This window comes from Mesorhizobium jarvisii, assembly GCF_003601985.1.
Taxonomy (GTDB): Bacteria; Pseudomonadota; Alphaproteobacteria; order Rhizobiales; family Rhizobiaceae; genus Mesorhizobium; species Mesorhizobium jarvisii.
On record NZ_QZXA01000013.1, the window covers coordinates 86,996 to 104,994 of the forward strand.

Annotated in this window: 12 protein-coding genes; 9 read left to right on the top strand and 3 right to left on the bottom strand. The window is 61.9% G+C overall.

Features of this window, described 5'->3' with window-relative positions:
• Genes tssM (D3242_RS27920) through D3242_RS27945 form a run of 6 tightly spaced genes read left to right on the top strand, consistent with a single transcriptional unit; the run spans position 1 to position 8,086 of the window.
• Positions 1–3,543: a type VI secretion system membrane subunit TssM gene (gene tssM, locus D3242_RS27920; protein WP_064986039.1), complete on the top strand. Its 3,543-nt coding sequence runs from the start codon at positions 1–3 to the stop codon at positions 3,541–3,543.
• On the top strand, positions 3,525–4,067 hold the full coding sequence (gene tagF / locus D3242_RS27925) for a type VI secretion system-associated protein TagF (protein ID WP_081296219.1): 543 nt from the start codon (positions 3,525–3,527) through the stop codon (positions 4,065–4,067). Before tssM (D3242_RS27920) ends, tagF begins: the two co-directional genes overlap by 19 nt.
• Positions 4,067–5,164 carry a DUF2169 family type VI secretion system accessory protein gene (locus D3242_RS27930; RefSeq protein ID WP_064986041.1) on the top strand — a complete coding sequence of 366 codons (1,098 nt, stop codon included), beginning with the start codon at positions 4,067–4,069 and terminating at the stop codon, positions 5,162–5,164. The genes tagF and D3242_RS27930 overlap by 1 nt, the downstream gene beginning before the upstream one ends.
• Positions 5,161–6,186, top strand: a complete 1,026-nt coding sequence (locus D3242_RS27935) for a 3-oxoacyl-ACP synthase (protein ID WP_064986043.1) — start codon at positions 5,161–5,163, stop codon at positions 6,184–6,186. Before D3242_RS27930 ends, D3242_RS27935 begins: the two co-directional genes overlap by 4 nt.
• Positions 6,186–7,145 (top strand): DUF4150 domain-containing protein, encoded by a 960-nt coding sequence (locus D3242_RS27940; RefSeq protein ID WP_064986047.1) that lies wholly within the window; start codon positions 6,186–6,188, stop codon positions 7,143–7,145. Before D3242_RS27935 ends, D3242_RS27940 begins: the two co-directional genes overlap by 1 nt.
• A gap of 11 nt (positions 7,146–7,156) precedes the next feature.
• A complete protein-coding gene (locus tag D3242_RS27945; RefSeq protein ID WP_064986048.1) occupies positions 7,157–8,086 on the top strand; it encodes a hypothetical protein in 930 nt (309 codons plus the stop codon).
• A 38-nt stretch (positions 8,087–8,124) separates the two neighbouring features.
• Here D3242_RS27945 and D3242_RS27950 read toward each other — a convergent pair whose 3' ends face one another.
• The 3 genes from D3242_RS27950 to D3242_RS27960 are packed head-to-tail and all read right to left on the bottom strand — an operon-like array spanning position 8,125 to position 11,239.
• Positions 8,125–8,463: a hypothetical protein gene (locus D3242_RS27950; RefSeq protein ID WP_064986050.1), complete on the bottom strand. Its 339-nt coding sequence runs from the start codon at positions 8,461–8,463 to the stop codon at positions 8,125–8,127.
• Positions 8,460–8,903, bottom strand: a complete 444-nt coding sequence (locus D3242_RS27955) for a DUF6484 domain-containing protein (protein ID WP_064986052.1) — start codon at positions 8,901–8,903, stop codon at positions 8,460–8,462. The genes D3242_RS27950 and D3242_RS27955 overlap by 4 nt, the downstream gene beginning before the upstream one ends.
• Positions 8,904–8,911: 8 nt before the next feature.
• Entirely contained in the window at positions 8,912–11,239 is a 2,328-nt protein-coding gene (locus D3242_RS27960) for a type VI secretion system Vgr family protein (protein ID WP_064986054.1), read from the bottom strand.
• Positions 11,240–11,486: 247 nt separating this feature from the next.
• On the opposite strand from D3242_RS27960, the gene tagH reads away from it, so the two are divergent.
• From tagH to tssM (D3242_RS27975), 3 genes are all read left to right on the top strand, one after another.
• Positions 11,487–12,566 carry a type VI secretion system-associated FHA domain protein TagH gene (gene tagH, locus D3242_RS27965; protein WP_064986056.1) on the top strand — a complete coding sequence of 360 codons (1,080 nt, stop codon included), beginning with the start codon at positions 11,487–11,489 and terminating at the stop codon, positions 12,564–12,566.
• Positions 12,567–12,829: 263 nt separating this feature from the next.
• Positions 12,830–14,344: a type VI secretion system protein TssL, long form gene (gene tssL / locus D3242_RS27970; protein WP_064986058.1), complete on the top strand. Its 1,515-nt coding sequence runs from the start codon at positions 12,830–12,832 to the stop codon at positions 14,342–14,344.
• Positions 14,344–17,871 (top strand): type VI secretion system membrane subunit TssM, encoded by a 3,528-nt coding sequence (tssM, locus tag D3242_RS27975; protein WP_064986060.1) that lies wholly within the window; start codon positions 14,344–14,346, stop codon positions 17,869–17,871. Before tssL ends, tssM (D3242_RS27975) begins: the two co-directional genes overlap by 1 nt.
• Positions 17,872–17,999 lie beyond the last annotated feature (128 nt).

Sequence of the window (17,999 nt, forward strand, 5' to 3'; positions counted from 1 at the left end):
ATGTTCATCCTGCGCTTCCTCTGGGCGGTCATCACCTCGCGCTTTCTCTGGACGCTGATCGGCATTGCGCTGCTTTCGCTTTTGATCTGGGTGTTCGGCCCGATCGTCCAGGTCGGCCCGTACGCGCCGTTCGAATCCGACAATGTGCGCATCGCCATCATCGCGGGGCTGATCATCCTGTGGCTGATCTGGCTGATCATCGCGCAACGGCGCGCGATCCGCGCCAACCGCATGTTCGTCGCCGAAATCTCGGCGCCCGTGGCCGAAAAGCAGCTCACCCCCGGCGAAGAGAGCGTTGCAGCCGTAGGCGCCAAGTTCGGCGAGGTGATGGCCGAGCTCAAGCGGCGCAAGCTCGGCGGACGGAAGTTCCTGCGCGAGATGCCGTGGTATGTGATCGTCGGGCCTCCGGCCACCGGCAAGACCACGGCATTGCGCCAGTCGGGCCTCAATTTTCCAATCGATCTGACCGATGATCTGCAGGGTGTCGGCGGCACGCGCAACTGCGACTGGTTTTTCTCCGAGAACGCGGTGCTGATCGACACCGCGGGCCGCTACGTCCAGCAGGAGAGCCAGCCGGACGTCGACGCCGCGGAATGGCTGGGCTTCCTGGACCTTCTGAAGAAGCACCGGGGCCGGCGTGCGCTCAACGGCGTCATCGTCGCGCTGTCGATCGATGCCCTCTCGGAGGGCGACGAAGCAATCAAGGCGCACGGCCGCAAGATCCGCCGCCGACTGGCGGAGCTCAACGATCGACTGGAGATTCGTCTGCCTGTCTACCTGATGCTGACGAAGGCCGACCTGATCAAAGGGTTCGAAGCCTTCTTCGGCGGCTTGTCGACGAGTGCGCGCGAGCAGGTGTGGGGAACCACCTTTGCGCTGGATGCCCGCGTCAACGCAGGCATGATCCAGGCGGAGCTGGCCAGGCTTGGCACCGAGCTGGAGCGAAGGCTGGTGCCGCGCCTTGAAGACGAGGACAAGCTTGGCTCGCGCGCCGAGATCTTTCGCTTTCCGGCGCAGTTGGCGAGCCTCTGCGGGCCGATCCAGGTGCTGATCGAGGCGATGTTCGGCGAAAGCCGCTATGAGGAAGCCGCGTGGCTGCGCGGCCTTTATCTGACATCGGCGACACAGGAAGGTGCCCCCATCGACCGCCTGACCGCGGCGTTGTCATCGTCCTTCGGGCTGCCGCCGCGCCGCGCCATGCCGGCGGCGCGCGTCGAGAAGCGAAGCTTCTTCCTCAGGAACCTTCTCACCGAAGTGATCTTCAAGGAGGCTGGCCTTGGCACATTCGATCCGCTGGCGCAGCGCCGCCGCGCCTGGATCTGGCGCGGCGCCGCCGCCGCCTGTGCGCTCGCGGCCCTGCTGGCCGGCGGACTGTTCACCTGGTCCTACCTCGACAACCGCAATGCGATCACCGAACAGGCCGGCCAGTTCGAAGCCCTGCAAGGGCCGCTCACCCAAGTCGCCGCCACGCCGGCCGCGGTCGAGCAGCCGACCATGGATGGCGCGCTGGCGGCGATGGACGCGGTGGCGACCGCCCGAACGCCGCCGCCAGGCGCCGTCCATAACCTGCTCGGCCCGACCGCTTCGCCGGAGCTGGTGCGCGCACAGACCGATACCTACGACCATGCGCTGCGCAACGTGCTCGAGCCGCATATGGTCGCCCTGCTCGAGGCCACGATGTGGCGGCAAATCCGCGATCCGGATTTCATGCTCGGCGCGCTGAAGACCTACCGGATGATGACCGGCCTGTCGCAGATGGACACCGATTTCGTCCAGAACTGGTGGGTGAACAGCCTGCCACAATTCGCGCCGGCACCGCCTTTCCCCACGGCCGACGCCGAAGAGCACCAAATCGCAGCCATCCGCCGCATGGCCGTCGACGACAGCTACATCGCCCCGGACAAGGCACTGGTCGCGGAGGCGCTGAAGACTGTATGCACGATCTCGCTGCCGCAGCGCGCCTACAAGCAGCTCCTGGCCGACCCGGAGGTAGCCGCCATCAAGGAATGGGTGCCGGCCAATTTTGCCGGGCCGAACGGCGCCAAAGTGTTCGCGCGCCGCTCCGACAAGACGTTGCGCGTCGGTGTTCCTGGCCCCTACACCTATGCCGGTTTCCACGACGCGATCCTCGACCGGGTCGAGGATGTAGCGGGACAGGCGGCCCTCGATCGCGCGGTGTTTGCCGGTGGCTGCTCGGAGAATTCGGAGACGTCGGTCTCGGCGCTCTCGCAGGACATCTTGAAGCTCTACTATGACGACTATATCGCCCAGTGGGACTCTTTCCTGCGTGACATGCGGCTCGCGCCGCTTACCGATCTCAACATCGCCAGTGAAAACCTTAAGGATCTTTCCAGCGCCGACTCCGCGCTGAAGCGCCTGTTGACGGCAGTGGTGCAGGAGACAGACCTCACCCGCTCCGACGATGCGCCGGCCGACGACAAAAGTGGCGCTGCCGCCAAGACCGGCTCCAAGCTGCTCAGCAAACTCGGAAAGCTGGGCAAGGTGGTGACCTCGGGCGCCAAGCTCCTGCCGCGCGCCGGCTCCGCCAACCAGGTGGACATGACCGGCAGCTTGGTTGCCGAGCATTTCAAGCCGCTCAAAGGCACCATCGCCCAGGTCGACGGCCAGCCGCCGGCGCTCGACGCCGCCGTCGTGGCGCTGACGGCGCTGTCGAATGTGTTGCAGACGGTGACCGCCAATCCCAACCCGCAGGATGCAATCAAGAAGCAGGGCGGCCTCGCCGAACTGACGGGTGCCGTCGCCAGGCAGGCGCAGATCCTGCCTTCGCCGATCAACGAGTGGCTGGGCGGCATTGCCGGCGACACCAGCGGGCTGTCGCAGAAAGCCGTAACCAACGAGCTCAACGCCATCTGGCGGGCCGATATACTGCCCTTCTGCCAGGCGGCGCTCAACAACCGCTATCCGTTCAGCCCGGACAGCGCGGTCGATGTCAATGTGCGCGACTTCCAACGTCTGTTCGGGCCGACCGGCCTGATCGATGCCTTCACCACCGACCATTTGATCAACTATGTCGACACCGCCAGCGAGCCGTGGAAATGGCGTGCCGATTTCGGCCTCGACCCAGCGGCACTCGCAGCGTTCGAGCAGGCGAGGCATATCCGCGACGATCTGTTTCCGGGCGGCACCGGCCCGGTGATGAACTTCACGCTGGAGCCCAAGGACCTCTCCCCCAACGTGGCGCGTGTCACGCTCAACCTCGATGGCCAGAACCTCGTCTACTACAACAACGCCACCAGGCCGCAACCGATGACGTGGCCCGGCAAGGATGGCACCGGGGTGATCTCGCTCGCCTTCCAGCCGGTCGACGGCTCGCCCGAAGTGATGCTGAACGAGACCGGCAGCTGGGCGTGGCTCAGAATGCTGCGCGGCGGCCGCTTCGCCGCGACCAAGCTCACCGACGTCTATAGCCTGCGGCTCGGCACGAAGGGGATGTGGGCCGATTTCGAACTCAAAGCCGCCAGCGTCGAGAACCCCTACACGCTCGAAATGTTCAAGAAGTTCACATGTCCGCCGCAGATCTGATCGTGCCCGGCTTCTATGGCAAGATGCCCGCCACCGGCGATTTCGTGACCCGGCGGCTGCCGGCGGATTTCGTGCGTGGATGGGACCGCTGGCTGGCGCAGCATATCGTGCCGCTGTTCGGACTTAAAACCTGGCCGCAGCACATTGCGCTGCGTTTCCTCAGCGGGCCTGGTTCCTTCGGCGCCTCGGCCGGCATCCTACTGCAAAGCGCCGACAGGGTCGGCCGGCAATTTCCATTGAGCGTCGTCGCAAGGCTCCCGGAGGCGCCCCTTAAGCTGGCTTTTGCGGACGCATGGTTCGAAAGCATCGAAACCCTCGCCTTGGCGGCGCAGCGAGGAGAGTTGACACCCGACGAACTCGACGCGGCACTGGCCGCCCTGCCCGTTCCGCTTATCGATGGCGAGGGCGATCTCATCGACGAGTTCGTGGCGTGGACGGCACATACGGATATTTTCGATGTCGATCAGCAAGCGCCGCAGCCGACCCTGGAGCAGATCTTCGCCGCAAGCTGGGAGACCAGCTGATGCAGATCTGGAACCAGATGGGCTTTCCGCATCAGTTCACTGTGGGCACGGACAAGGACGCCCATGAGTGGATTGTCGTGGTGGTCAAAGGCACGTTCGACTTTCCCGAGACGCCTGGCGGGCCGGTGCAAAAATCGGCGAAGCAGATACCACTTGTCATGGCCGACACGCAAACCGGTGTGCCTGGCTATTCGGCAACCTTGTGGGAGACCGACTTTGCCTTCCGCAAGCCACGCTGCGATGTCATCGCCAATGGCTGCGCCTATGCGCCAAACGGCAGACCAGCCGAGCGCATACCGGTCGGGATCAAGGTCGGCAACTGGTCGAAGCTGTTCGAGGTCGTCGGCCACCGGGAATGGCGCTCCATTGGTCCGGTCTTTACCGCCACGTCGCCGCAACCCTTCCTGAAACTGCCGATCTCCTATGACGTTGCCTGGGGTGGCGTCGACAGGCTGGATCCGGAGGACCAGCTTCCCGCCAGCTATAGATACAACCCAGTCGGAACCGGATGGTCGCGCACCAAGAACCAGCGTCTAGTCCCAGGCCTGCGGCTGCCCAACACACAGGCAATTGGCGAGGACATGCGCTCCCCGTTCGGCGACTACAAGCCAATGAGTTTCGGCCCTATGGGACGTGGTTGGCCCGGCCGGATCGAATATGGCGGTACCTACGATGACAACTGGGTGGCCAACATTTTCCCATTCTTGCCTCCGGATTTCGATGAACGCTATTTCCAAATGGCGCCGCCCGACCAGCAGATCGAGCTACCGAAGGGCGGTGAAGAAGTGCAACTCGTGAACCTGACCCCTGAGGGCCGGGTAGGCTTCCGCCTGCCACAGACCGCACTGCCGATGACGCTCTTCAGGGAGCGAGAGCTCTCATTTGAAGGAGAAATCCTTCCCGACACCATTTTGTTTGACCCAGAGAACCGCTGCTTCTCCCTGGTTTGGCGCCTATCTCAGCGCATTCACCGCACGATCCTCGACTTCACCGAATGCTGGATCGGTCCGCCGACCCAGTCGATGCTGCGAGCGCGAGCCACCGGCCGGGATTATGTTCGCGCTGCTGGGGTCGCGCCCGAGGATGAAGCTGTATGAGCGCGGCGATCGACATCGTTTCGATCGGTATGGTAACCGCCGTCGGTCTCAGCGCACCGTCGTCGTGCGCGGCGATGCGAGCGGGAATAGACGGATTTCAGGAGACAGGTTTTCTCGCCTCGGGCGGCGATCAGCTCATCGGCGCGCCCGTCCCCCTGCCCGGTGACTGGGTCGGCGAGAAGCGCATGGCCTACCTTGCCGCGATGGCGATCACCGAAGCTTTTGCCGGCGTTCCGGAAGCGCGAGGCTCCGCCGTCCTCATTCTATGCCTTGCCGAAGACGATCGCCCCGGCCGGCCGGCCCCGGACGGACAGCGTATGCTCTCTCGCATAGCCTCGATTACCAAGTTGACTAGTCCCAACAAAGCACGGATCGTGGCGCATGGTCGTCCCTCCGGGCTGGTCGCATTGGAACAAGCCCGCAGAATTTTCTCGGCCAGCGATGCCCCCTTCGTGATGATCGTCGGCGTCGACAGCTACCTGACTGCAGGCACCGTCACGCACTACTTTGCCGAAAACCGACTGCTGGTGCCCGACAATCCGGACGGATTCATCCCCGGCGAGGCGGCCGCCGCGATCCTTTGCTCCCCCCGACCAACGCTCGGCAGTCTTCGCCTTCAAGGCCTCGGGCTCAGCCGAGAGCCCGCCTTCATCTACAATCCCGACGATCTGGCGTCGCGGGGTGACGGCATGACCGCTGCCTACCGGACCGCGCTTGAGGAGACCGGTATCGCCATGCATCGTGTCGGCTATCGCATCTCCGACCTGATCGGCGAGAAGTACTGGTTCAGGCAAAGCGCCCTGGCCACCTTGCGTCTGACCCGTGGCCGCCGCGAATTCATGGATATCTGGTCGCCCGGCGAAACCCTGGGCAATGTCGGGGCTGCCGTGGTGCCGCTGATGCTGGGCTGGGCATTCACCGCTGCGGCCAAGGGCTATGCCATGGGCGATTCCGTGCTCGTTGAAGCCTCCAACGACACGGGCGCCTGCGGGGCAGCCGTCTTCACCGGACGGGCCGTCTGATGGGAAACGTCTTCGCAAATGGGTTGGAAATCTCCGGCCAGGGAAGCGATGGCAAGACGATTGCGGCATTTCCGGACGTTTGCTTCACGCCTCCGGAGAATCCGGCAACGCCTCCTGGCGTGCCTGTCCCGTACCCCCTGTTCGGGGTGTCCAGCGACACCGAGCAGGGTACCGGAACGGTCAAGATTTCCGGCAAAACCGTCAACATCAAGAACAAGTCCGACCTTTCAAAGACCAGTGGCGACGAGGCCGGATGCGCGGCCAAGAAGGGGATCATCACCTCGACCAACACCGGCAAGGAGTATTTCAATTCCTGGTCCAACGACGTGAAGTTCGATGGGGAGCCGGTCATCCGGTTCACCGATCTGTCGACCAACAACCACGCCTCGACCGCCGCGACCGCAGCCGTCCCGTGGGCTCATATCCTGACAGTGAATATGGGAAACGTGACTTGCGGAACCCTTCTGCAAAAGCACAACATGCGGCTGCATGCCCATGAAGACAAGAAATGTCCCGACGGGTATGAATCAGAACACTTTGTCAGCAATGAATATTTTCAGAGCGATCGTGCTAAGAATATCTCATATCCAAAATGGAGGAATTACGACCAGAATACCGCGCCTTGCGTCTGTATTCGATCGTACAAACACAAGAAAGGTGGTGGGTATCAAACAGGAAAAGGGAGCAAGAAGGGCTCTCCGCACAATCTAAAAACCAACATGATGAGCGACTACAACACCAGGCGGCTCAATCAGGGGCAACCACCGAAATTGAGGGGCGGCGTCAGCAAGGCAGTCGAAGCTGTTACAGTCAATCACAAGGAAACCAAGAACGCCAGCCCAAAGACGCGAGAGAATGTTCAAAAATGCCTCAAAATGATCTTTATGGCATATATTCAGAGTGTCGTCGTTCCCAAGAAAACGCAAGAAGAACTTAACGATATGTACACGATGCGCTAGGAGCGTCTGTGATGCCTTCGAAAAATCCCTTCTCCCATCTCAGACCCGATCAGATCGACTTAGAGGTAATGAGCGGATTTCATCTGGAGGGGAAATATTTCAGCGTCTCTGTCCAGCTTAGTGACGAAAACGACGAAATTGGGCACTCATACCTGCTGAAAGTCCTTTTCGACGGAAAGACACTTCGCTACGAGACATTGCTTGAGGTTCCAAATCTTATCCTTGCGCATGTTAGCCCTACCCCAATCGACCACGTCGCATTGGAAATCGGCGGTACGACCCATTTCCTTCACGGCACTGCGCATGCGGCCAGCGGAACCCCTGACCTGTTCTTTAACAAACTCTACCATCAAGAGGATGGCGCGGTTTATTTGTATGGCGAGCACGGAACCGTTTGTGTCGCCGAAGGCCATGCATGGCGGACAATCAAGCCGATCGCCAAATCTTTCCTGCGGGCCATGCATAGCGCGAGTAACGGGCCTGTTCACGTGGCGGGAGACGATGGCACGCTGCTTCGTCTTGCTGGCAATGGTTGGAAGAGAATTCCTCTAAATTTCAATCGCTCGATAAATGCGGTTCAAGTCGCCGAGGACGGGGTCATAAACATAGGCTGCGAGGACGGCTATTGCTTCCGGTACCTCGAAGACGATCTTACGGCCATCGAAGCGCCTGACCGAGATTTCTTCTCAATTTGCGAGTTCAAGGGCAAGCGCTATTGGGGTGACGATGAGTATGGCCTCTATGTCCAGAAGGGGCTGAAGCTCGCTCCTCTCAGGGCGTTGGGCTACGGGTATGCGATGCAGGCATCGCCCGAATTCATGGTTGTGGTTGGTTGGAAAGAAGTCTTCTTGTTCGATGGGTCAAGCTGGTCCGGCTTCGAGTTCGGATACGACAACGGTCTTCATGCCAGCATAATCGACATGTCTCGAAGGTTCTTGTGAGAAGCTGCCGCGCAAAAAACGCCGGGCCTCGTCCGTAACTATCGTTTTGCAGCCGCCAAAAAGGCTCGAACTTTTTCGAGGTCGAGCGCCGCGATGCGCGGTGGATCGGGTACGGAGAGCATGCGCAGGACGAAGAGCTCGCCCGCTTCCGGAAACGCCTCATATGCCTTTGCGGCAATCGCTAGCCCCTCAGGCCCTGCTACCCGCAAGCCGTCCAAATGCGCCTCGATCCTCGCAACAAGGCGCCCTAGACGCACCTCGTCCATCTCAGGGTTCTCGTCTGGATGAAGCAGGTGATAGTCGTACACCGTCCATAGGAACGCCGCCATCTCAGCGTGCTGACGGACTATTTCCGGGAGGACAGGCACTTGCATCAATTGAGATTCACGGATCCGCCGCGGATACGGTTTGCGGCGCTGGCGTGACTGGTCAGATAGGTTCCACGTATCGTGATATGGCCATCCTTCTCCATGATGATCGTGGCCTTGCCACAGCGCAGTTCGATCCGTTCGTCGCCGACGATTTTCACATTCTCGCCGTCGCGGATAACCTGTGCTGGCGCCACCTTGCGCGCTGGCTCAACGATCCGGCCAACGATAAGCGGCCGTTCCGGATCGCCCTCCTGAAACAACAACGCCACCTCAGCTCCGATCATTGATGAGTTGAGCTCCGCCAAACTACGAGCCGGAATGGCGATCTGCTTAGGATTGCCCGGAAAAACTACCAGCGGCGCATCCTCGCCGAAGCCGAGGAAGACGCCGATCACCACGCCTTCGATTTTTTCAACGATCCTGGTCTTCCCAATGGCCTTCGTCATAACGAGCCCTAGTTCTGATTGATCTTGCTGCCCTTCATGGTGATGTCTTTCGAGGCTTTGACGCCAATCTCACCTGAACCTACGATGGTTATGTCCTTTCCTTCGATCGTGATCGTTCCGTCCTTCTTCAAAGCAATTCCAGCGGAACCACATTTGATCATTATGGAATCGCCTGCTTCGATCAGCAGGGCTTTGCCCACCTTGATGGCACCGTCTTCGCCGATTTCGACAGCGCTGCCTTTTGCAATCTTGAGCGCGCGCGCCCCGCCTACTTCAGTCGAATCATCATTAGCCACCTTGGTGGTGCGGCCCTTGCCGATTTCGGAGGCATGCTCGCCTGCCACAGTGAAACTCTGATCGGCGCCGACATTAACCGTTTGCGCCGCGCCGATGTTCCAGCTGTCGGCAGCCCCGATATCGTGGCTCTGCCCCGCCCCCACCGTCACACTCCGCGACGCCCCGATCGTATTCGTTTGCGCCGCGCCGACGCTCCGTGTCTCGGTGGCGCCCACGGTATCGACGCGCGCCGCGCCGACCGTCACCGTCTGCACCAGCCCCACCGTCTGCGAATGGCTGGCGTCGATGTTTTCCGTCGAATTGGCGACGACGTGGATCGTCTCGTTCGCCATCACCGTTAGCGACCGGTTCGCGCCGACCGTTTCGGTGTCGTTCGACCCGATGTTCGTCGTCTGGTCGACGCCGACCTTGACGGTCTTGTTGTTGCCGACGTCCTCGTCGAGGTTATGGCCGACGGAGTGCTTGGCGTCATGGTCGATGCGGTCGGACTGGTCGTGCTGTACCGTCTTGTTGCGGTCGTGCTTGATCAGCAGATGGTGGTCCTTCTGCGCCTGGAAATTGACCAGTTCGGAACCGGCCTTGTCCTCGAACATCAGCTCGTTGTAGCCGCCACCGCCTTTCGAGGAATTGGACTTCCAGCCCGATTGCGTGGCGTTGGCAGGTAGCGCGTAGGGCGGCATCTCGGAGGCATTGTAGACGCGACCGGTGATGATCGGCAGGTCCGGGTCGCCCTCGATGAAATCGACGATGACCTCCTGGCCGATGCGCGGGATCTGGATGAAGCCCCAGCCGCTGCCAGCCCAGGTCTGAGACACGCGCACGAAACAGGACGAATTCTGGTCCTTCTTGCCGAGGCGGTCCCAGTGGAATTGCACCTTCACCCGCGCATATTTGTCGGTGAATATCTCTTCGCCCGAAGGGCCGACCACCGTTGCCGTCTGCGGGCCGCGCATGATCGGTCTGGGCGTGATGCGCGGTGGCCGATAGGGCAATTTCGTGGGCGCTACGCCCAGCACCACCTTGAAATTCTCGATGTGGGCTTCGTTCTGGGTCCGGTAGCCCGGATCGAACAGGCGGTATTCGGCGCTCACAACCAGATATTCCGTATTCTGGTCGTCGCGCGGAAAGCTTTCGAGCGTGAACTTGCAGCCGGAAAAAAGGCCGCGCACCGTACCGACGGCGGTGTTGCGATGGTGCACTGCCTGAAGTTCCTCGCGGCGGATCCCCGCGATCGTGTCGCCGCGCCCGACATCGAGATGCGCTCCGGGCTGGCGGTAGTTTTCGCCCGAAGCCTCCTTGTGGCTGAAGGGCTGGGCGGACTTCGCCATCAGATCAGCGCCGGGCTTCTCGAAGTCATAGTCCGTATGGGCGTAGGCGCCTGGCCGCACCGCACTGCCCGGGATCCATTCGGTGATGTATTCTACGTCGCGTCGCGAGCCATAGCCCTCGAAATTATAAAGCACCTTCTCGTAGCCTGGAGCCGGCTTCAGCTTGCTCATCGCATCGCACAGCACGAGCGTGTGCTTGTCCTCATCATGCTCGAAGAAATAGAAAATGCCTTCGTGCTCGAACAACCGCTGTACGAAATCGAGATCACTCTCGTCATACTGGACACAGTATTCGCGCGATGGATACGAGCCCTGCAGGCGCTTCTCGAATTTTGCGATGCCGTATTTCGAAAAGATCTTTTCGACGATCTCCACAGCCGTCATGTTCTGGAAAATGCGGCAATCGGTGGTATTTCCGAGGAACCAGAGCCACGGTCTGACGGTGGCCTCGTAGTAGGCCAGCCGGTCTTCTATGCGCGTAAGCTTGAAATCCGACACCAGGCCGCTGAACCAACGCTTTGGATCGGATTCACCTTCGACCGAAACGACGCCGCCCAGCATCTTGAGCGGATCGACGTCTCGGCTCTTGCTGACGAACCCGACGGTATAAGCAAAACTTCGGCTGATCTCGTCACGACCGACGAGATGGGTGAAGGTCAGCACATCGGCGCCAACCGGCGTGTGTACAACCGTGGCACGTTCGTTCGCCATGGGGTGTGCCCCTCCTCGACGCAGCCGCCAGTGTGATGGATTGAAGCCCCCGCTCCGTAAACTGCATCACGCACGGGAGGTTTTCGAATTCACCGCATCGGACCTCTGCAAGCCTACCATATGTTTGTTGGAGGCCAAACAGAAGCAATGTCTAAACCGTGGCGTGCATTCATGTGAAGCGCACCTCTCCCACTGCGCTGGCAAGATGCTAGAATGCCTAGGATTTCAGGTTTGCCAGTGGCGTCGAATGTTCATTTCGCTCCAGATCAGCAATGTTGACAGACTGCCGCCAGGCATTTCGGCGAGCTATGCCGCCCGCGACCGCAGCTTCGAAATCGGGCGCGAAAATTGCGACTGGACACTTACCGACCCCGACAAGTTCATCTCAGGCCGGCATTGCGAAGTCCATTATCAGGCGGGCTCGTTCTGGCTTCATGACGTCTCGCGCAACGGCACTTTCGTCAACGGCTCCAGCCAGCGCATGAATGCGCCGCATCGGCTGACCCAAGGCGACCGGCTGCTGATCGGCCGTTATGTCGTCGCCGTTTCGGTCGACGAAGAGCGCGCCGCCACCGGCCATCCGCAAGCCAGGACCGGTTCAACGCAACGCGAGTTGCCGCCCTCGACGGGAAGGCCGCTGGAACTTGGCAGCGCGCCATTCCACAATCCAGCGGGGCAGCGCCCGGCCGGGTCAACGCCGGTGCCGACGTCTTCGGCGCTGCAGCCCAGCCCCGCTGTCCCGGTCAAGCAGTCGGGGGAAGCGGACGGGATACTGCGCGATATCGCCAGGGCGGCCGGCTTATCGCCGGAGCTGTTGCAGTCGCGCGACCCGCATGACGTCGCTGCGGAGATCGGTGCGGTGCTGAGAACCACGGTCGAGCAGCTGTCCTTGCTGCTCAAGGCGCGGGCGGCGGCCAAGGTGCTCGCCAAAAGCGCGCACCGCACGATGATCAGTGCCGAGGACAACAACCCGCTGAAATTCGTGCCGGGCACCGACGACATACTCGAGATCATGTTTGCCAAGCGCCGGGCCGGCTATCTCGATGCCAGGCATAGCATCGAGGATGCGTTCCGCGACCTGAAGACCCACGAAATCGCAACCTACGCCGCCATGCAGGCCGCGCTCTCGCGGCTGCTCGACGACCTGTCGCCGGAGGCGATCGCTAAAAGAATCCCGCCTGCGTCCTTTTCGTCCAGGAAAAGCCAGGCCTGGGACGCGCTCGTCGCAACGTGGCGGACGATGGAGGACAAGCACGAAAACGGCATGCTGGATGTCTTCCTCGCCTATTTCGCCGAAGCCTACGCCAAGGCAGGCAAGCAGAAATAGCCGCGCTCGGCAAATGTCGTCAGCAACGCTCTTACGGGCTGTGTGAGGGACGCCGTGGAAGAAGCCGCTTCCTTGATCATCCTGCTTTCCGATTTCAATCGGCTTGCCGTGCGACTAGGATAGCGCATGGGCGCTTGCCTGGCTGGCAAAGCGGTGTGGCTTGGGGCGTGTGCAGGAATGTCATGTTTCGGCAAGATCAGTCTTTCCATCCGGCTCGCTGTTGATACCCAGCCTGGTACGCGCACCTCGACGGTGGTGCGCCGATGAGCTCGAAGGACGATCCCTCCGAGCCGCCGGATAAAACCGTCATCCGCGCACCACGGCCAAGACAAAAGCCGCGCGTGGCTCCCGGTCGTTCCGGTGCGCCATCACCCGCCAGGGAATCGACAGTGTTCGACCCCGGCCTCGGCCGACAAATGCCCCCCGGCTGGTCGTCCGGAACCGTGGTCTTTCAGGAAGCCGGCCACGGGGCTGAGCCCGCGGCGGCACCGGCGTTGCAGCAGGACGCCTTGCTCGACGCCTCAGCTGGCGTGAAGTATGCCGCGACAAATCCTATCCTATCCGCCGCAGCCCCCTTGCTCATGCTGTTCGGTCAGCTACGGCTGATACCGGTCGAACGGCAAGCCGCGGCCTTGGCGGAGCATATCGCAGACGCCATCGAGACCTTTGACCACACCATCGCCAAAGCCGGCATTGGGGAAGAAGACGCACGGATCGCGAAATTCGCGCTTTGCGAAACCGCCGACGATCTCGTCGGCAACCTGCCCTGGCCGAACAAGGAAACCTGGCTTCAGCACAGTCTGGTGGCGCGGTTCTTCCACACACGACCGACAGGCACCGGCTTCTATGAAGCGCTGAACAACCTCCTCGCCAAGCCTGAAGCGCATTACGACCTGCTCGAATTGATGCATGCCTGCCTGTCGCTGGGGTTCGAGGGCCAGTATCGGGGATTGTCCAGCGAACGGAACACACTCGAGCGCGTCCGGCGCGACGTCTATGACACGCTGCGCTATTTCAGGCCGCGCGCCGCCGAGGACATTTCGCCCCGGTGGCAAGGCATGGCGGCGGCAATGACCAGGCCAGGAGGGCGGCTGCCTCTATGGGCGATCGCAGCCGCCGCGGCGACCCTGGTGACGGCGGCTTTTTTCGGGCTACGGATCCTGATCACCGATGAAGGCGATGCAACCGCCGGCGCGCTGCTGGCGCTCAATCCTTCCACCCCGGTCACCATTGAACGCGCCAGCGTGGCGGCACCCGCCGAACCGGTGCAAGCCAAACCGCCGCCACCCTCTCCCCCGGACACCACGCAGATCGACCGCATCCGCGCGGCACTCGCCCAGGAGATCGCCGCCGGCGGACTGAACGTCGGTACGAAGGGCGACTTCATCGTCGTCGAGATCAGCAACCAGCTTCTGTTCGCATCCGGCCAGGCTGATTTGAAAGCACAGTTCCAGCCGATCGCGGCCGATATCGCCACGGCGCTCGACGCCGAAGCCGGACCGATCAAGATCGTCGGCCACACCGACAATGTGAAGCCGAAGAAGTCGAGCACGTTCAAATCGAATTTCGATCTCTCGGTCGCCCGCGCGAAGGCCGTGCAGGCGATGATCGCCAGGCAATTGAACGATCCGTCGCGTCTGAGCGTGGACGGCAAGGGCGAAGACGAACCCATCGCCGACAACGCGACGGCGGACGGCCGCGCCAAGAACCGCCGCGTCGACGTGATGATCCCGAAACAGGAGACCTTGCAGACCGGCTCGGCGGAGAACGGCAACTAATGGGCTGGGTGCTGCGGATATTCAGCGTGCTCGCCCTGGCCGGCTTCTCGGCCGCCGTCTGGTATGCCGGACCGCTGATCCGCTTCGCCGATACCCGCCCGCTCGGATCCGTGTGGCTCAGGGCGGTCATCATCGGGGTAACGGTGGCCGTGCTGGCGTTGTTCTACGGCATCGGCTTCTGGCAAAGGCGCAAGGCGCAAAGGGCGCTCGAAGCGGCCATCGTGCGCAGCGACGAGCGCAACGACGATGCACAGGTGCTCGAAGCGCGCATGAGCGAGGCCATCGCGACGCTGAAGCGGACGAGCGGCAAGCGCAACTTCCTCTATGATATTCCCTGGTACATCATCATCGGCCCGCCAGGCGCCGGGAAGACGACGGCTCTGGTCAATTCCGGGCTGAAATTTCCGCTTGCGGGCTCCGGCAATGCCCAGCCGGTGGCCGGCGTCGGCGGCACGCGGTCATGCGACTGGTGGTTTACCGATGAGGCGGTGCTGATCGACACGGCCGGCCGCTACACGACGCAGGAATCGGACCGCGAGCGCGACAAGGCAAGCTGGCTTGCTTTCCTCGGATTGCTCAAGAAAAACCGCGTAAGGCAACCGATCAACGGCGTGATCCTGGCCATCAGCCTCGCCGATCTCATTGGCCTCGACGACCAGCAAATCGAGGCGCATGTGACCGAGATAAGAAGCCGCCTGCGCGAATTGCACGAGACGCTGAAGATCCAGTTTCCCGTCTATCTGCTTTTCACCAAGGCCGATCTCGTCTCCGGCTTCATGGATTATTTCGGCCAATTCGACGAAGCAGGCAGGCGCAAGGTGTGGGGCGCGACGTTCCAGACCGCCGATCGCACAAGGAACATGGCCGGCGAGGCGCCGGCCGAATTCGACGGGCTGGCGAAGCGCTTGGCGGAAGAAGTTGTCGATCGCTTGCAGGAGGAGGCCGACCCGGTGGCGCGCATCGCCATCTTCGGCTTCCCGGCACAGTTCGGTGCGCTGGGGAACCGGATAGCGCATTTTATCGGTAGCTTGTTCGATGCCTCTCGATCGCATGTCAATGTCAGCCTGCGGGGCCTCTATTTCTCCTCTGGTACTCAGGAAGGAACCCCGTTCGACCAGGTGCTGGGCACGATCGGCCGCAGCTTCGGCAGCACCTCGCAGGCGCATCTTTCCGGCATCGGCAAGAGCTTCTTCCTGCACGATCTGCTGACCAATGTGATCTTCCCGGAATCGGGCTGGGTATCCTTCGACCGAGCGGCCGAACGGCGCGCCAGGCTCGCGAGATTTGGCGGCCTCGCCGCCGTTGCGCTGGCGGCCTTGGCGGCTCTCGGCGTGCTTGGCCTCAGCTTCTTCGCCAACAAGTCGCTGATCGCCTCCACCCGGCAGGCGATGGCACAGTATCGCGACAGCGCCGATTCACTGCTGAAGAGCACGACGGTGACCGACGTTGATCTCGAAAACGTCATCGGCCCGCTCGACCAGTTGCGCAACCTGCCGGCTGGCTACGAGAACGGCGACCAGGCAAAGCCGATCGAGGAGACGTTCGGGCTCAGCCAGCGCGAGAGGCTGCTGTCGGCCTCCAGGACCGCCTACCGACAAGCGCTCGAGCGGACATTCCGCTCCCGGCTGCTGGTGCAGGCCGAGCGCACCATCCAGGCCAAGATGGCCGATCCGATCGCGCTTTACGAACCGCTGAAGATCTACCTTATGCTGGGCGGCAAGGCTCCGAAGGTCGATGACGAGTTGATTGTCTCCTGGATGAGGCAGGATTGGGAAGAGAACCGCTATCCCGGCGAGAACAACCGCGAGGGCCGCGCGCAGCTCGAAAAGCATCTGCGTGCGATGCTCGCGCTCGACGACGCCTACGATCCCGTCTTTGAGCTCAACCAGCCACTGATCGAAGCCGCCCAACGCTCGCTTGGGCGCATGAGCCTTGCCGACCGCGCTTCGGCGCTGATCAGGTCGGCCGTCTACGCCGCAAGGCTGGAGGACCTCTCCGTCGCCGCGAAAGCCGGTCCCGAGACGCAGCTGCTGTTCGAACGCATGGATGGCAGCGACCTCGCCGATCTCAACGTTCCTGGACTTTACACGCGCGCCGGCTTCAACCGCTTCTTCCTGCCGCAGCTCTCGCGCATCGCGCAAATGCTCGTCAACGACCAGTGGGTGCTCGGCGGAGGCGGCGAACAGGGCGGCATCGACCAGGACCTGCCCAAGCTCGGCCCCGAACTGATCGACCGCTACGGCAAGGAATTCTCTTCCGCATGGAGCCGCGTGCTCGACCAGCTCAAGTTCAAGGCGTTGCTCAAGGACAAGCCGCAATATCTCGCGCTTTCCACCCTCGCCGCACCGGACTCGCCTCTCGATCAGCTGTTCACCGCGATCGCCGATGAGACCGCATTGACGAAGCAGAACACCACGGCCGAGGGCGAGAGCGCAGCGCAAGAAGACCCCGCCAGCATGGCCAAAGGTCTGGCACGCATCGGCCTGCAGATCGCTGGCGGCAAGTCGCAGAGCCGAGCCGGATTGGACCCGGCTGTCGCGCAGAATGCCGGTGCGAGCGTCGAGGCACAGTTTCGACCGTTCCAGGCCCTGGTCAGCGGCGCCAGTGGACGGCGGCCGCTCGATGCGTTGACGCGGAATTTCCGCGACATCTTTCAAAGCCTCAAGCTTTCGGCCGATGTCCCTTCCCAGACCGAACGCGTCAACGCCAACCTGCAGCTGCAGATCTCCACGCTGCGCGCAAACGCCTCGCGCCTTCCGAAGCCGCTTGCGCGCATGGTCAACGCGGCAGCGGACGAGTTTGAAGGCAATGTCGCGGAAGCTTCGGTGGCCAACCTCAACCAGAACCTCGACCAGACGGTCACACGAGCCTGCGAAGAGGCGGTCAACGGTCGCTATCCCTTCGTCAGTGACGGCACCGAAGAGATCTCGATAGCGGATTTCGCCAAGCTCTTCGCGCCGGGCGGGCTGATGGACCGCTTCTTCGCGCAGAACCTTGCGCCGCTGATCGACATGACCGGCCAGGAATGGACCTGGAGACAGGACGCCCGCTCCAGCCGCGACCTGGCGAAGTCGACCTTGAAATCATTTCAGGCGGCCGCCGAAATCCGCAGCGCCTTCTTCCCTTCCGGCGGCTCGGTGCCGTCGGTTTCGATCACCATCACGCCTTTTTCGCTGAATAGCGACGCAGACAACGCGGTTCTCGACATTGACGGCCAGACCGTCCAGGGCAGCCAAACGGGGAACGCGCCAAGCACAGTGACCTGGCCGAACAGCACTGCCTCCGGTTCCGCCAGCCTAAGCCTGATGCCGGAAATGCCAGGCCGCGACTCCGCTCTCAAATTCGAAGGACCGTGGGCCTTGAAGCGTCTGTTGGACAAGGCGACCATCACCGCCAATGGCGCCAACACCGAAGCTCGCTTCGTGATCGGCGGACGAGACGTCGCTTACACGATGCAGACCGGACCGGGGGCCAATCCATTCCTGCTGCCGGCCCTGTCCGGTTTCAGCTGTCCAAAGGCGTTCTGACATGGCTGTGTTCCAGCGCGCCGCCGGCCGCAGCCCTCATTTCGGTACTCTAACGTATGCGCTTGTGGCAAAGTGGCCTGGGCACGCCGCCCATGATTGGTCACAGAGGACGCTCGCGAAGCGCTTGG

Bases quoted from the DNA above. Each gene is read 5' to 3' on its own strand.
- D3242_RS27960 (WP_064986054.1), bottom strand. From the start codon at position 11,239: ATGGCGAACGAACGTGCCACGGTTGTACACACGCCGGTTGGCGCCGAT.
- D3242_RS27945 (WP_064986048.1), top strand. From the start codon at position 7,157: ATGCCTTCGAAAAATCCCTTCTCCCATCTCAGACCCGATCAGATCGAC.
- D3242_RS27930 (WP_064986041.1), top strand. From the start codon at position 4,067: ATGCAGATCTGGAACCAGATGGGCTTTCCGCATCAGTTCACTGTGGGC.
- D3242_RS27940 (WP_064986047.1), top strand. From the start codon at position 6,186: ATGGGAAACGTCTTCGCAAATGGGTTGGAAATCTCCGGCCAGGGAAGC.
- D3242_RS27955 (WP_064986052.1), bottom strand. From the start codon at position 8,903: ATGACGAAGGCCATTGGGAAGACCAGGATCGTTGAAAAAATCGAAGGC.
- tssL (WP_064986058.1), top strand. From the start codon at position 12,830: ATGAGCTCGAAGGACGATCCCTCCGAGCCGCCGGATAAAACCGTCATC.
- tagF (WP_081296219.1), top strand. From the start codon at position 3,525: ATGTCCGCCGCAGATCTGATCGTGCCCGGCTTCTATGGCAAGATGCCC.
- tssM (WP_064986060.1), top strand. From the start codon at position 14,344: ATGGGCTGGGTGCTGCGGATATTCAGCGTGCTCGCCCTGGCCGGCTTC.
- D3242_RS27935 (WP_064986043.1), top strand. From the start codon at position 5,161: ATGAGCGCGGCGATCGACATCGTTTCGATCGGTATGGTAACCGCCGTC.
- tssM (WP_064986039.1), top strand. From the start codon at position 1: ATGTTCATCCTGCGCTTCCTCTGGGCGGTCATCACCTCGCGCTTTCTC.
- tagH (WP_064986056.1), top strand. From the start codon at position 11,487: ATGTTCATTTCGCTCCAGATCAGCAATGTTGACAGACTGCCGCCAGGC.